At 64.0% G+C, this 13,793-nt stretch carries 15 protein-coding genes; 13 read left to right on the top strand and 2 right to left on the bottom strand.

Going from position 1 to position 13,793, the window contains the following annotated elements; all coding sequences use genetic code 11:
- Nucleotides 1–19: 19 nt before the first annotated feature.
- Together M3P36_RS05235 and M3P36_RS05230 are read right to left on the bottom strand one after the other, a co-directional pair.
- Nucleotides 20–403, bottom strand: coding sequence for an ArsR/SmtB family transcription factor (locus M3P36_RS05235; protein WP_249702195.1), 384 nt, complete (start codon nt 401–403; stop codon nt 20–22).
- Nucleotides 400–1,029: a peroxiredoxin gene (locus tag M3P36_RS05230; RefSeq protein WP_249702194.1), complete on the bottom strand. Its 630-nt coding sequence runs from the start codon at nt 1,027–1,029 to the stop codon at nt 400–402. The genes M3P36_RS05235 and M3P36_RS05230 overlap by 4 nt, the downstream gene beginning before the upstream one ends.
- Before the next feature lie 106 nt (nt 1,030–1,135).
- Here M3P36_RS05230 and M3P36_RS05225 point away from each other — a divergent pair, with 106 nt between their 5' ends.
- The 13 genes from M3P36_RS05225 (at nt 1,136) to dhaK (ending at nt 13,769) form a co-directional block, all read left to right on the top strand.
- On the top strand, nt 1,136–2,065 hold the full coding sequence (locus tag M3P36_RS05225; protein WP_249702193.1) for an MBL fold metallo-hydrolase: 930 nt from the start codon (nt 1,136–1,138) through the stop codon (nt 2,063–2,065).
- Nucleotides 2,062–2,502 (top strand): YeeE/YedE family protein, encoded by a 441-nt coding sequence (locus M3P36_RS05220; protein ID WP_249702192.1) that lies wholly within the window; start codon nt 2,062–2,064, stop codon nt 2,500–2,502. The genes M3P36_RS05225 and M3P36_RS05220 overlap by 4 nt, the downstream gene beginning before the upstream one ends.
- Entirely contained in the window at nt 2,499–2,909 is a 411-nt protein-coding gene (locus M3P36_RS05215; protein ID WP_249702191.1) for a DUF6691 family protein, read from the top strand. Before M3P36_RS05220 ends, M3P36_RS05215 begins: the two co-directional genes overlap by 4 nt.
- 13 nt (nt 2,910–2,922) lie before the next feature.
- Entirely contained in the window at nt 2,923–4,500 is a 1,578-nt protein-coding gene (locus tag M3P36_RS05210; protein ID WP_249702190.1) for a bifunctional protein tyrosine phosphatase family protein/NAD(P)/FAD-dependent oxidoreductase, read from the top strand.
- A 1-nt stretch (nt 4,501) separates the two neighbouring features.
- Nucleotides 4,502–6,274: a SulP family inorganic anion transporter gene (locus M3P36_RS05205; RefSeq protein ID WP_249702189.1), complete on the top strand. Its 1,773-nt coding sequence runs from the start codon at nt 4,502–4,504 to the stop codon at nt 6,272–6,274.
- A complete protein-coding gene (locus M3P36_RS05200) occupies nt 6,271–6,870 on the top strand; it encodes a c-type heme family protein (protein ID WP_249702188.1) in 600 nt (199 codons plus the stop codon). The genes M3P36_RS05205 and M3P36_RS05200 overlap by 4 nt, the downstream gene beginning before the upstream one ends.
- 101 nt (nt 6,871–6,971) lie before the next feature.
- The gene (locus M3P36_RS05195; RefSeq protein WP_249702187.1) at nt 6,972–7,601 is read left to right on the top strand and encodes a peroxiredoxin; all 630 of its coding nucleotides are present in this window, start codon (nt 6,972–6,974) and stop codon (nt 7,599–7,601) included.
- Nucleotides 7,602–7,687: 86 nt separating this feature from the next.
- Complete coding sequence (locus M3P36_RS05190) at nt 7,688–9,094, top strand: cytochrome ubiquinol oxidase subunit I (protein WP_249702186.1); 1,407 nt, start codon at nt 7,688–7,690, stop codon at nt 9,092–9,094.
- On the top strand, nt 9,091–10,089 hold the full coding sequence (gene cydB, locus M3P36_RS05185; RefSeq protein ID WP_249702185.1) for a cytochrome d ubiquinol oxidase subunit II: 999 nt from the start codon (nt 9,091–9,093) through the stop codon (nt 10,087–10,089). Before M3P36_RS05190 ends, cydB begins: the two co-directional genes overlap by 4 nt.
- Nucleotides 10,090–10,420: 331 nt before the next feature.
- A complete protein-coding gene (locus M3P36_RS05180; RefSeq protein ID WP_283773336.1) occupies nt 10,421–11,308 on the top strand; it encodes a class II fructose-bisphosphate aldolase in 888 nt (295 codons plus the stop codon).
- Between the two features lie 16 nt (nt 11,309–11,324).
- Nucleotides 11,325–12,056 carry an HAD-IA family hydrolase gene (locus M3P36_RS05175; protein WP_249702183.1) on the top strand — a complete coding sequence of 244 codons (732 nt, stop codon included), beginning with the start codon at nt 11,325–11,327 and terminating at the stop codon, nt 12,054–12,056.
- A 10-nt stretch (nt 12,057–12,066) separates the two neighbouring features.
- Entirely contained in the window at nt 12,067–12,729 is a 663-nt protein-coding gene (dhaL, locus tag M3P36_RS05170; RefSeq protein WP_249702182.1) for a dihydroxyacetone kinase subunit DhaL, read from the top strand.
- 47 nt (nt 12,730–12,776) lie between these two features.
- Nucleotides 12,777–13,769, top strand: a complete 993-nt coding sequence (gene dhaK / locus M3P36_RS05165; protein WP_249702181.1) for a dihydroxyacetone kinase subunit DhaK — start codon at nt 12,777–12,779, stop codon at nt 13,767–13,769.
- Nucleotides 13,770–13,793: the final 24 nt, after the last annotated feature.

Below are 13,793 nucleotides of genomic sequence, written 5' to 3'. Positions count from 1 at the left end.
TCAGGCGGTTGGCGCTTCGTCAGAGCACCCTGGCAAAGGCCGCCACGCCGTTGAGCGATGGTGCCGCCAACTGCTCGGCGGGCCGCGCCAGAGTGGGCAGTGGCTCACCGCCACAGAAGATCAGTTCCATCGTCTGGACGCAGGTCACCGCCCCTTCGTCGGCCAGGGCATACCACACCTGCTTGGCTTCCTTGCGCGTGCTGACGAGATCGGCGCGGCGAAGTTCGGCCAGCTGCTGGCTCAGGGCCGGCTGGGTGATTCCTGTCACTTCGCCGATTTCGCTGACAGTCCGCTCGCCGCGCAGCAGGCAGCTCAGGATCATCAGGCGCTGCGGCTGGGCGAACACGCGCAGCTTGTCGGCAATGCCTGTTGCCACGTCCCGGTCCTCGTAAATCGCGCTCATGCCAGCGGCCGGCAGAACCAGTCCGCCCCTTCTTCCGGTGCGTCGTCGCCATCGGGCGGAGGGGCCAGCAGGGCATCGCCCGGCTGCCAACCCTCGGGCGCGAAGCCCCTGCCATCGCCAACAGCTTTCAGCGCGGCAACCAGCCGCAGCATTTCGTCTGCCGAACGCCCCACATTGTGGGGATAGGTGGTGATGGCACGGATGATGCCATCGGGATCGATGAAATAGGCCGATCGCATGGCCATGGCATCGGTACTGCTGTCATCGACCATGCCATAGGCAAGGCCGACCGCCATGCTCGGGTCTTCGATGATCGGGAACTGGATAGTCACGTCAAACTGCTGCTCGATCGCCTTGACCCAGGCCAGATGGGAGTAGAGACTATCGACCGAAAGGCCCACCAGCGCGCAGTCCAGCGCATCGAATTCGGCCTGCCTCCTGGCCAGGCCGACGAATTCCGTGGTGCAGACCGGGGTGAAATCCGCCGGGTGCGAGAAGAATAGCAGCCAGCGCCCGCGATAGGAGGAGAGCCGCACCCGCCCCCGGGTGGAGCGGGCGATGAAGTCTGGCGCGGGATCGCCAATCCTCGGGGGACGGGCGGGTTTGCTGGACACAGGTTCGGTCATTTACGGATCGTTCTCATTCGGGTTGCTCTTGCCGTCCAAAGACACTTGACGCAATGCCTCTAACAAATTACATAGTTTATGTAAATATGAATTACAGGAGTTTGTCATGACCGATTCTGCAACCGACGCCGCCCTGGCAAAGGCCAGTTCGCAGGTGATCGCTGCACAGGCCGGCGTTCCCGTCATCAAGGCGTTCTTCGATCCGGCGACCTTCACCGTAACCTATGTGGTCCACGATCCGGAGACCCGGCGCGCCGCGGTGATCGACAGCGTGCTCGACTATGATCCCAATTCCGGCCGCACCTCCCATACCTCGGCTGACCAGGTGGTCGCCTATGTCGGCGAAAAGGCGCTGGTGGTCGATTGGCTGCTGGAAACCCACGCCCATGCCGATCACCTGTCAGCCGCGCCCTATCTGCAGGGCAAGCTGGGTGGCAAGATCGCCATCGGTGAACATATCGCCACAGTGCAGGACGTTTTCGGCAAGCTGTTCAACGTGGGCGAGACCTTCCGCCACGATGGCTCCGATTTCGACCAGTTGTGGAAGGATGGCGACCAGTTCGCCATCGGCAACCTTGGCGTGACAGTGCTTCACGTCCCCGGCCACACACCGGCCTGCGTCGCCTATGTGATCGGCGATGCGGTGTTCGTTGGCGATACGATGTTCATGCCCGACTATGGCACGGCCCGCGCCGATTTTCCCGGCGGCGATGCGCGCACGCTGTACCGTTCGGCCCGTCGAATCCTTTCGCTGCCGCCCGAAACCCGGCTGTTCATGTGCCACGACTACCTGCCCGAAGGTCGGACCGAATATGTCTGGGAAACCACGGTGGAGGCCGAGCGCGCCGCCAACGTCCATATCCATGACGGCCTGACGGAAGACGAATTCGTCGCCATGCGCGAGGCGCGCGATGCCACGCTCGACATGCCCCGCCTGATCCTGCCTTCGGTCCAGGTCAACATGCGCGCAGGCCACCTGCCTGCGCCCGAGGAGAATGGCGTGACCTACCTCAAGATCCCGGTGAACGCCGTATGATCCCGGGCTTTCCCCATGCCATGCCGGTGGAAGGCTTTGCCGGCGGCCTGCTGATCGGGCTGGCGGCGGCCGTGATGCTGCTGGGCCTTGGCCGGATCGCCGGGGTCAGCGGCATGGCTGCCCGCGCCACGGGCATTGCCGATACTGGCGCGCCGCGCGGCCTTGCCGTGGCCTTCGTGGTCGGCTTGCCCCTGGGCGCACTGCTCGTCTCGCTGCTGGCCGGCGGGGTGGAGGTGCGCTTTCCTCCTTCCGTCTGGCCGCTGGTGATCGGCGGGCTGCTGGTAGGTTTCGGTACAAGGCTGGGTTCAGGCTGCACCAGCGGCCACGGCGTATGCGGCCTGTCGCGGCTGTCGCGCCGGTCGATGGTGGCCACCGGCCTGTTCATGGCGAGCGGCTTTGTCACCGTGGCCCTGCTGCGCATGGGAGGCCTGCTGTGAAACAGAACCTGACTGCCTTGGCCGCAGGCCTGCTGTTCGGTGCAGGGCTGGCATTTTCTGGCATGGCCGATCCGGCCCGGGTGCAGGGCTTCCTCGACCTGTTCGGCAACTGGGATCCGACGCTGGCCTTCGTGATGGGCGGGGCGATGATCCCGATGGCCCTTGCCTGGCTGGTGCAACGCCGGATGGCCAGCCCGCTGGCAGTGTCGAAGTTCAGCCTGCCGGGCACAGTGCAGCTCGACCGGCCGCTGGCCGTGGGAGCCGTGCTGTTCGGCATGGGCTGGGGCATTGCGGGCCTGTGCCCGGGGCCTGCCATCGCCGATCTCGGAATAGCGCCTCTGGCGGTCCTGCCGTTCGTCGGCGCGATGTTCGCCGGCATGGCGCTGCACCGCGTCCTCACACGCTGAACTGGATCAACCGATGACTTTCAAGCGGCTTTCGGCAGACTACTTTGTTTCACCCCAGGTGACGCCGGAGGATCTGCGCGAAGCTGCTGCCCGCGGGTTCAAGTCGGTCATCTCCAACCGCCCCGATGGCGAGGAAGAAGGCCAGCCCAGCGCCGCCGAGATGCGCGCGATGGCCGAAGCGCGAGGCATGGAGTTCTTCCACCTGCCGGTCATTCCCGGCGCCATAACCGAAGCTGACGGGGCCGCCATGGCCGAGGCGCTGGCAAGGCTGCCCGGCCCCGTCCTGGCCTTCTGCCGCTCGGGCGCGCGGGCGGAGAAGCTGTTTGAAATGGCCCGCACCGAAAAGCCCGTTCCGGCAGGCGCCAAGACCTATGACGTGGTCATCGTCGGGGGCGGCAGCGCGGGTATCGCCACCGCCGCCAGCCTGCTCAAGCGCCGCCGCGACCTGTCGATCGCGGTGATCGAGCCGAGCGCGGTGCACTATTACCAGCCCGGCTGGACCATGGTGGGCGCAGGCATATTCTCGGCCGAATTTACCCGCCGAAGCGAGAAATCGGTGATGCCGAGCGGGGTCGAATGGATCCGGCAGGCAGCATCAGGCTTTGCCCCCGACGAGAACCGCGTACTGCTGGCCGACGGCACTGCGGTGACCTACCGCGTCCTCGTCGCCTGCCCCGGTATCAAGCTGGACTGGGATGCCATTCCGGGCCTTGCCGAAACGCTCGGCCAGAACGGTGTGACCTCGAATTACCGCTATGACCTGGCCCCCTATACCAACCGGCTGGTGAAAGACCTGAAGGGCGGCCGCGCCCTGTTCACCCAGCCGCCGATGCCGATCAAGTGCGCCGGTGCGCCGCAGAAGTCGATGTATCTTTCCTGCAGCAAGTGGGAAAAGAGCGGCATCCTGCAGAACATCGATGTCCAGTTCCACACCGCCGGGGCCGTGCTGTTCGGCGTGGCCGCCTATGTCCCGGCGCTGATGGAATATGTGACGCGCTACAACGCCCATCTCAACCTGGAATCCAAGCTTGTCGCGATCGACGGCCTGGCGAAGATCGCCACTTTCGAACAAAAGCGCGGCGACACAGTCACACGGGTCGAAGAGAAATTCGACATGATCCACGTGGTCCCGCCACAGGTCGCGCCCGATTTCGTGCATAGCAGCCCGCTTGCCGCCGCCAGCGGCTTCATCGAAGTGGACGAGGCAACGCTGCGCCATGTGCGCTATCCGAACGTGTTTGGGCTGGGCGATGCCTGCTCTGCCTCCAATGCCAAGACCATGGCCGCCGTGCGCAAACAGGCGCCGGTGGTGGCGGTTAACGTGCTGGCTGCGCTGGCAGGCAAGCCGCCGGTGGCCGACTATGATGGCTATGGCAGTTGCCCGCTGACGGTGGAGAGCGGCAAGGTCGTGCTGGCCGAATTCGGCTATGGCGGAAAGCTGCTCCCCAGCTTCCCCAACTGGCTGATCGACGGCACCCGCCCGTCGCGCCTGTCGTGGTTGCTGAAGGACACGATCCTGCCGCCGGTCTACTGGCACGGCATGCTGAAGGGCCGCGAATGGATGGTCGCGCCGCACATGATCGACGCCTGAGATGAAAGCCCTGGCGCGCTATCTGCCGATCCTGGACTGGGGCCGCGGCTACAACCGCACGGTCCTGACCAGCGACCTGGTGGCCGCGATCATCGTCACGATCATGCTGATCCCGCAAAGCCTGGCCTATGCCATGCTGGCGGGCCTGCCGCCCGAAGTGGGCCTCTATGCCTCGATCCTGCCGATCATGGCCTATGCCCTGTTCGGCACCAGCCGCACGCTGGCCGTGGGACCGGTGGCGGTGATCTCGCTGATGACGCTGACCGCAGCGAGCAGCGTTGCCGCGCCCGGCAGCGCCGAATTCATCGCCGCTGCGCTGATCCTGGCACTGCTGTCGGGCCTGATGCTGATTGCCATGGGTGTGCTGCGGCTGGGCTTCCTCGCCAACCTGCTGTCGCATCCGGTGGTATCGGGATTCATCACGGCCAGCGGGATCATCATTGCCACCAGCCAGGTGAAATCGCTGCTGGGCGTGAATGCCAGCGGACAGGCCATGCCCGAGCTGGTGACAACCCTGCTGGCCGCCCTGCCGCAAACCAACCTGCCGACGCTGGTGATCGGCGTCAGCGCAACAGCTTTCCTGTTCTGGGTGCGCAAGGGGCTGAAACCGCTGCTGATGAAGGCAGGCCTGCCCGCGCGCCCCGCCGATCTGATCGCCAAGGCCGGGCCGATCGCGGCTGTGGCCGTATCGACGCTGGCGGTCATCGCCTTCGACCTTGAAGCGGCGGGCGTGAAAGTGGTCGGGTCGATCCCGCAAAGCCTGCCGCCGTTCACGGTCCCTATGTTCGATGCGGGGCTGTGGCAGCAATTGGCCGTGCCCGCCCTGCTGCTGTCGATCATCGGCTTTGTCGAGAGTGTCTCGGTGGCGCAAACCCTGGCGGCCAAGAAGCGCCAGCGCATCGTGCCCGACCAGGAGCTGATCGGTCTTGGCGCAGCCAATGTCGCGGCCAGCTTTTCCGGCGGCTATCCGGTAACGGGCGGCTTTGCCCGCTCGGTGGTGAACTTCGACGCTGGCGCCGAAACCCCTGCGGCGGGCGCCTTTACCGCGGTAGGCATCCTGATCGCCGCGCTGTTCCTGACGCCGCTGCTCGCCTCGCTGCCCATCGCCACGCTTGCGGCCACCATCATCGTGGCGGTCCTCAGCCTGGTCGATTTCAAGACCCCGCGCGAGGTGTTCCGCTATTCCAGGGCCGATTTCAGCGCAATGCTGGCGACCATCCTTGTCACCCTGCTGGTCGGGGTGGAGCCGGGCGTGATCGCCGGGGTGGCCCTCAGCCTCGCGCTGTTCCTGTGGCGCTCCTCGCGTCCGCATGCCGCCATCGTCGGCCGCGTCCCGGAAACCGAGCATTTCCGCAATGTGAAGCGCCACGCGGTGTTCACCGATCCGCGCGTGCTGACGATCCGCATCGATGAAAGCCTGACCTATCTCAACGCCCGCTGGCTGGAGGAATTCGTGCTGGAGCAGGTGGCCGAAACGCCTGACCTGAAGCACCTCATCCTGATGTGTTCGGCGGTCAACGCCATCGATGCCTCGGCGCTGGAAAGCGTGGAAGCGATCAACCACCGCCTGTCCGATGCCGGGGTGACGCTGCACCTGTCGGAAGTGAAGGGGCCGGTGATGGACGCGCTTGAGCGCAGCCATTTCCTGTCCGCGCTGACGGGGCAGGTGTTCCTGTCACAGAATGCCGCATTCGACGCCGCAGTGGCCCTGGCCGCAGCCGACGAGGAAGCCAACGGAGAGCCAGACCCGATGCTGGCAAGGGGATTGATATGAAACCGACCGGAATTTCCATCGTAGCCATGGGTGCAGGCCTTGCCCTGTCTTCCTGTGCCACTGTTCCGCCGCCCTCGGCTGGCCTTGCGGATGCCGACCTTGCCAGCGCCGGGGCTATTGCCGACCAGTTCCAGCAGCGCCTCTCGCTGCAATTGATCACCGCGCTGCGCGAAGGCGGGCCGGTGGCAGGGATCGAGGTCTGCGCTGAGCAGGCCCCGGCAATCGCGGCCGCCCTGTCGCAGGAAACCGGCAGCGAAGTGCGGCGCATCTCCCTTGCCCCGCGCAATCCTGCTGCCATGCCCGAGGCATATCTTCAGGGCCCCTTGCGGGATCTGCAGGCCCGCCCGCTGGATGAAGAAGGCAGGCCGCGCATGGTCGGCTGGATCGAAGGGCGCGGCGCGGATGCCCGTCAGCTAACACTGCGCAGCGTGGTGATGCTGGACCAGCCCTGCGGTGTTTGCCACGGGAAAGACATCGCCCCCGATGTGCAGGCGGCGATTGACCGGCACTATCCCGCAGACGTGGCCACCGGCTTTTCGGCGGGCGAACTGCGCGGCGCGATCCTGGTTGCCCGGAATGTCGCCAGTTCACACTAGTAACTCATTTAATTTAGCAATTATTGAAAGTGTGTAATTGAATTGGACCAGCAGCCCGGAAGGGTGCATTGCGAACCGGACACATCGTGAAAGGAACCACCATGACACTGCACATCGGCGACATCGCCCCCGACTTCACCACCGAAACCCAGCTCGGCCCGATCAGCTTTCATGAATGGGCGGGCGATAGCTGGGTTTTCCTGTTCAGCCATCCGGCCGATTTCACCCCGGTCTGCACCACCGAAATGGGACGCACCGCGCAACTCGCCGGCGAATTCGCCCAGCGCAACGTCAAGCCGCTCGGCCTTTCGACCGACACGGCGGATGAACACCTCAAGTGGATCGAGGACGTCAACGACACGCAGAATACCGAATTGAAGTTCCCGATCCTGGCTGATGCCGACCTGTCGGTGGCCAAGCTCTATGACATGATCCACCCGCAGCAGAGCGAGACTGCGGCCGTGCGATCGGTCTTCATCATCGATCCGGACAAGCGGATTCGCCTGACCATGACCTATCCGATGAGCGTGGGCCGCAACTTTGCCGAGATCCTGCGCGTGATCGATGCGCTGCAGGCCGGCGACAAGTATCGCATTGCCACGCCGGCCGACTGGGAAGTGGGCAAGGATGTCATCATCCCGCCGTCCATCAAGGATGAGGAAGCGGCCAAGCTCTTCCCGCAAGGCTGGAAGGAACTGCGGCCCTATCTGCGGACCACCAATCTCGGTTGAACTGCGCTACAAGGCATTGCCCGGCCACTACGGAGTCGCCGGGCAATGCCTCTTACCTTCTGCCACTTTGCTGAACGGGGCCGGACATGATCGAACAGGAATGGGCCATATTGCTGGCACGCATCCAATTTGCGTTTACCGTCAGCTTTCATTTCATCTTCCCCGCCTTTTCCATCGGGCTCGCCAGCTATCTGGCGGTGCTCGAGGGGCTGTGGCTGAAAACCGGCAAGGGGGTCTATGCCAACCTCTATCGCTACTGGCTGAAGATCTTCGCCATCGTCTTTGCCATGGGCGTGGTCTCGGGCATCGTCATGTCATACCAGTTCGGCACCAACTGGTCGGTCTTTTCGGACAAGGCCGGGCCGGTGATCGGGCCGCTGATGGCCTATGAAGTGCTGACCGCCTTCTTCCTGGAGGCAGGCTTCCTTGGCGTGATGCTGTTCGGCATCAACAAGGTGGGCCGCAAGCTGCACTTCGTGGCGACGCTGGCCGTGGCAGTAGGCACTTTCGTTTCGGCCTTCTGGATCCTGTCGGTCAACAGCTGGATGCAGACGCCGGTGGGCTTCGAAATGGGCGCCAACGGCCAGTTCTTGCCGGGCGAAAGCTGGTGGACCATCGTGTTCAATCCCAGCTTCCCCTATCGCCTGGTTCACACCCTGCTGGCCGCCTACCTCACCACGGCTTTCATCGTGGGCGCGGTCGGGGCCTGGCACCTGCTGCGGGACAAGGCCAACCCGGGCGCGCGCAAGATGTTTTCCATGGCCATGTGGATGGCCACGATCGTCGCCCCGCTGCAGATCCTGGCGGGCGACATGCACGGCCTCAACACGCTGGAACACCAGCCCGCCAAGGTCATGGCGATGGAAGGCCATTACCAAAGCCATCCCGATGGCGCGCCGCTGATCCTGTTCGGCATTCCCAACAGCGCGGAGAAGCGCGTGGACTATGCCATCGAAATCCCCAAGGCTTCGTCGCTGATCCTCAAGCACGATCTCAATGCTCCGCTGGCCGGGCTGGACACTATTCCCGAGGCTGACCAGCCGCCGGTCGGCATCGTATTCTGGGCTTTCCGCATCATGGTCGCCATCGGCTTTGCCATGCTGGGCATCGGGCTTTGGAGCCTGTTCGCCCGCTGGCGGAAGCGCTTGTATGACTGGCCGCTGTTGCACAAGTTTGCCGTGGCCATGGGGCCATCGGGCCTGGTCGCCGTGCTGGCCGGCTGGGTGGTGACGGAAGTGGGTCGCCAGCCGTTCACTATTTATGGCCTCCTGCGCACGGCGGACAGTGCCTCGCCGCTCGATGCCCCTGCCGTCGCAGCCTCGCTACTGGCGTTCGTTGTCGTCTATTTCGCCGTATTCGGCATGGGCATCTGGTACCTGCTGCGGTTGATGAAGAAGCCGCCCGAAGCGCACGAGGCGCCGCTCAGCGATGCCCCCATCCGTACCGCTGGCCTGACCCCGGCACCGGCGATCCTTGAAGGAGAAAACAAGTGATCGACCTTACCGTAGTGTGGGCCGTCATCATCGGCTTTGCCATCGTGGCCTATGTTGTGATGGACGGGTTCGATCTTGGCATCGGGATCCTGTTTCCCTTCTTCAAGGTGGGCAAGGACCGCGACACGGCGATGAATTCCATCGCCCCTGTGTGGGATGGTAACGAGACCTGGCTGGTCATGGGTGTGGGCGGACTGCTGGCGGCCTTTCCGCTGGCCTATGCCATCATCCTGCCTGCGCTCTATGCCCCGATGATCGCCATGCTGCTGGCGCTGGTGTTCCGCGGCGTGGCGTTCGAATTCCGCTGGCGCGATCCGGCGCACCGGGCGCTGTGGGATGTCGCCTTCACCGCCGGATCGGTCGTTGCCACCTTTGCCCAAGGGATTGCGCTGGGCGCGCTGCTGCAGGGCATCACGGTGGAAGGGCGCGCCTATGCCGGCGGCTGGTGGGAATGGCTTTCGCCCTTCAGCGTGCTGACCGGGTTCGGTCTGATGGTGGGCTATGCCCTGCTGGGTGCCTGCTGGCTCAACTGGAAAACCGAAGACGGGCTCCAGCGCCAGGCTATCACCTATGCCGGACGGCTGGGAATCGCCCTGCTGCTGATGATCGGCGCGATCAGCCTCGCCACGCTGACGCTGGAAGCGCAGTACTCGCAGCGGTGGCTGAGCTTCCCCGGCGTACTGGCCACCGCCCAGGTGCCGCTCGCCACGCTGGTGGTCACCTTCATGTTCTATCGCAGCCTGAAACTTAAGAAGGATGCGCAGCCGTTCGTCTGGGCGCTGGCCTTGTTTGGCCTGTGTCTGGTGGGCCTGGGCGTATCGATCTGGCCCGATGTGATCCCTGCGCGGGTGACGATCTGGGAGGCCGCCGCGCCTTATCGCAGCCAGGTGTTCATGCTGGTGGGTGCCAGCATCATGATCCCGATCATCCTTGCCTATACCGCCTGGTCCTATTGGGTGTTCCGCGGCAAGGTAGGGCACGATGGATACCACTGATGTCTGACGGGGCCAGAAAAGTTGCCTGGTTTGTGGGCATCTGGGCACTGGGCGTGCTGGCGATCAGCGTGGTCGGCTTCCTGATCCGCGCAGTAATCGCTCCCTAGGCCTCCGCGCTTTCACGAGCGCTAGCACTTGGGATTGCGGGCCCTTTCTGGCACACTATCGGCAAGGCGCTGCCAGCAGGCCGGACAAAATCATCCTGAAACCCCGCCGCGGCACGCATTGACGGGTGGCGGGGTGGGCCGACACTGGTTATGGAGCCGATTCGAAAGGCCGCACGCTGGGGAGCTTGGGCGGGCCTTGGACTAGAGCTTAGAGGAGCATCGACATGCCGTTGGTCAACATGAAACCGCTTCTGCGCCACGCAATGGACAACCATTACGCCGTGGCCGCATTCAACCTGGTGGACTACAGCTCCACCAAGGCGATGGTGAAGGCCGCCGAGGAGCTGAACGCTCCGGTCATCTGCCAGACTTCGTCGAAAACCATCAAGTATTTCAGCCACAAGGAAATCGTTTCCTGGGTACGCACCGTGGCCGAGGATTCGCCGGTGCCGGTCGTGCTCCATCTCGACCACTGCCATGACTTCGACATGATCGAGGAATGCGCAAAGTCGGGCTGGACCTCGATCATGATCGACGCATCGGAATTCCCGTTCGAGGAAAATCTCGCCCGGTCGAAGAAGGTGCGCGACATCGCCGAGAGGTATGGCGTCGGCATGGAAGCCGAACTGGGCCAGATCATGGGCGTGGAAGACGACATGGTGGTGGACGAGGCGGACAGCGTGCTGACCGATCCCGAAGATGCCAAGCGCTTCTGCGACGCGCTCGACCTGTCGGCCTTTGCCTGCGCGGTCGGCACGGCCCACGGTTTCTACAAGGGCGAGCCGGTGGTCGATTTCGAACGCATCGCCGCGATCAACGCCCTCACCCGCACGCCGATGGCGCTGCACGGCGGCACCGGCCTGTCGGACGAGACTTTCGCCATGGCGATCGCCCGCGGCGCGGCCAAGATCAACATCTCGACCAACCTCAAGCACGTGTTCGTGCAGAGCTTCGTCGATTACCACACCGCCAATCCCAAGGATTACGAGCCGCTGCGCGTCCTCGATGCGCAGTACCAGGCGATCAAGACCATGTTCCACGGCTTCATCGAGAAGTTCGGCGGGACGGGCCAGGGTGCCAAGTTCCTCCAGAGCCAGCGTGAAATGGCTTGAGGGGGAACCGGGGCACATGATGAAGGCACTGATTTTCGACTGTGACGGCGTGCTCGTCGATACCGAGCGCGATGCCCACCGGGTGGGCTTCAACCTCGCTTTCGCCGAAGCCGGGATCGATGCGGAATGGAGCGTGGAGCTCTATGCCCGCCTGCTGCTGACCGCTGGCGGCAAGGAGCGGATGCGGGTCTATTTCGATGAATTCGGCTGGCCCGAAGGCATCGATACCGAAGATGCCAAGCAGGCGCTGATTGTCGATCTGCACCAGACCAAGACCCGCCTGACCAGCGAGATCGTGGCCGACCTGCCGGTGCGTCCGGGTATCCTGCGGATCATCGACGAGGCGCGCGCCGAAGGCATCCGCCTCGGGGTTTGCACCACATCGAACCCCAAGTTCATCGACGCCGTGCTCGACCTGTTCGGGCCTGAGCGCAAGGCCGCGTTCGAATTCGTCCATGCCGGCGATGTGGTGCCCAAGAAGAAGCCCGCGCCCGATATCTACCTGCTGGCGCTGGAAACCCTCGGCCTTGCCGCCACCGATTGCATGGTAATCGAGGACAGCCGCAACGGCCTGCTCGCCGCCACCGGCGCAGGCATTCCCACACTCGTCACCACCAGCACCTATACTGCCGAGGAAGATTTTGCCGAAGCGGTCAAGGTCGTCCCCGAACTGGGCGATGCGCCCGACATCCAGATCACCATCGAAGACCTGAAAGCGCTGAACGCGGCGGCGACCGCGGCAGCGTAAGGGAGGAACAATGCCTACACTGAATGTTGCCCAGATCGAGCAGACGCTCGACGTTACCTGCGATACGGTTATCCGTAACGAACAATACTTCTCCGACCTCGACGGCCTGGCCGGCGATGGCGATTTCGGCACTTCGCTGGCCACCGGGTTCAAGGTCATCAAGGCCGAGCTCCCCGGCATGGACAAGAGCGCGGTCGGTGCCATGCTGCTCAAGCTGTCGATGCTGTGTTCCAAGCATGTCGGCGGCTCGTCCGGCCCGATCTGGGGCACCGGTTTCATGAAGGCCGCTTTCGTGTCCAAGGGGCTGGAGGAAGTCACTTATGACCAGCTGACCCAGATGGTCGGCGCGGCGGTCGAAGGCATCATGGCCCGCGGCGGCGCGGTGCGCGGCGACAAGACGCTGCTCGACGCGCTGATCCCGATCCACGAGAAGATGCAGGAAATGGACGGCTCCGACCTTGGTGCCGTGCTGGCCGCCGTGACCGCCGAAGCCGACAAGGCAATCGACGAAACCCGCACCCTGGTGGCCCATCGCGGCCGCGCCAGCCAGGTCGGCGCCCGCAGCGCCAACACGCCCGATCCGGGCATCGTCGGCGTCGCCACCATCCTTTACGACTGGTGCAAGCACTACGGGGTGGATTACAAGCCCCAGGCCGCCGAACTCGCCCGCTGAGTCAGGTCAACAATTCGCATACCCAATTCCACGGAGAGGAATGAACCATGAAGAAGCTTGTCAACGATCCTGCCAATTTCGTGCCCGAATTCATGGCCGGCGTGATTGCCGCCAACAGCGACCTGCTCGAAGCCATCCCCGAATTCCAGCTGATCAAGCGCAAGAACGTCGATGCCAGCAAGGTGGCCATCGTCCAGGGTTCGGGTTCGGGCCACGAGCCGGCCCACGTCATGGCCGTTGGTCCGGGCATGCTGACCGCCGCCTGCCAGGGCCCGGTCTTCGCCGCGCCGCCGGTCGATGCCTGCTATGAAACGATCAAGTCGGTTGCCACCGATGCCGGCGTACTGGTGCTGGTCAACAACTACCAGGGCGATCGCATGGCCTGGGACATGGCTTGCGAAATGGCCGAAGCCGAAGGCATCCGCCTGAAGCAGTTCATCATCAACGATGACGTGGCCGTGCAGGACAGCCTCTACACCGTGGGTCGCCGCGGCGTAGCCGGCAACTTCTTCGTCATGAAGGCCTGCGGCGCGCTGGCCGAAACCGGTGCCAGCCTCGACGAGGTTTATGCCGTGGCCGAGAGGGTCAACGCCAACGTCCGCACCATGGGCCTTGCCCTCACCAGCTGCATCCCGCCGGCCAAGGGCACCCCGATCTTCGACATCGGCGATGACGAGATGGAAGTTGGCGTGGGCATCCACGGCGAACCGGGCCGCGAACGCACCAAGATCAAGCCTGCCGACGAGATCACCGAGATCCTCTACAAGGCCGTGCAGAGCGACCTGCCGTTCTCCAGCGGTGACCGCGTGGCCATGATGGTCAACGGCCTGGGCGGCACCCCGCCGGCCGAACTCTATGTGATCTACAACAAGGCTGCCAAGCTGGCCGCCGAAACGGGCCTGACCATCGCCCGCAACTATGTCGGCGAGTATTGCACGGCGATCGAAATGGCCGGCTGCTCGCTGACCATGCTCAAGCTGGACAGCCAGCTGGAAGAACTGCTGGCAGCCCCGGCCCAGACCGCCTGCCGCATCTTCTGATCCGGTAAGCCACCACACACGAAA

Source organism: Altererythrobacter sp. KTW20L, assembly GCF_023501975.1.
Taxonomy (GTDB): Bacteria; Pseudomonadota; Alphaproteobacteria; order Sphingomonadales; family Sphingomonadaceae; genus Alteraurantiacibacter.
This window is presented reverse-complemented; position numbering and strand designations above follow the sequence as displayed.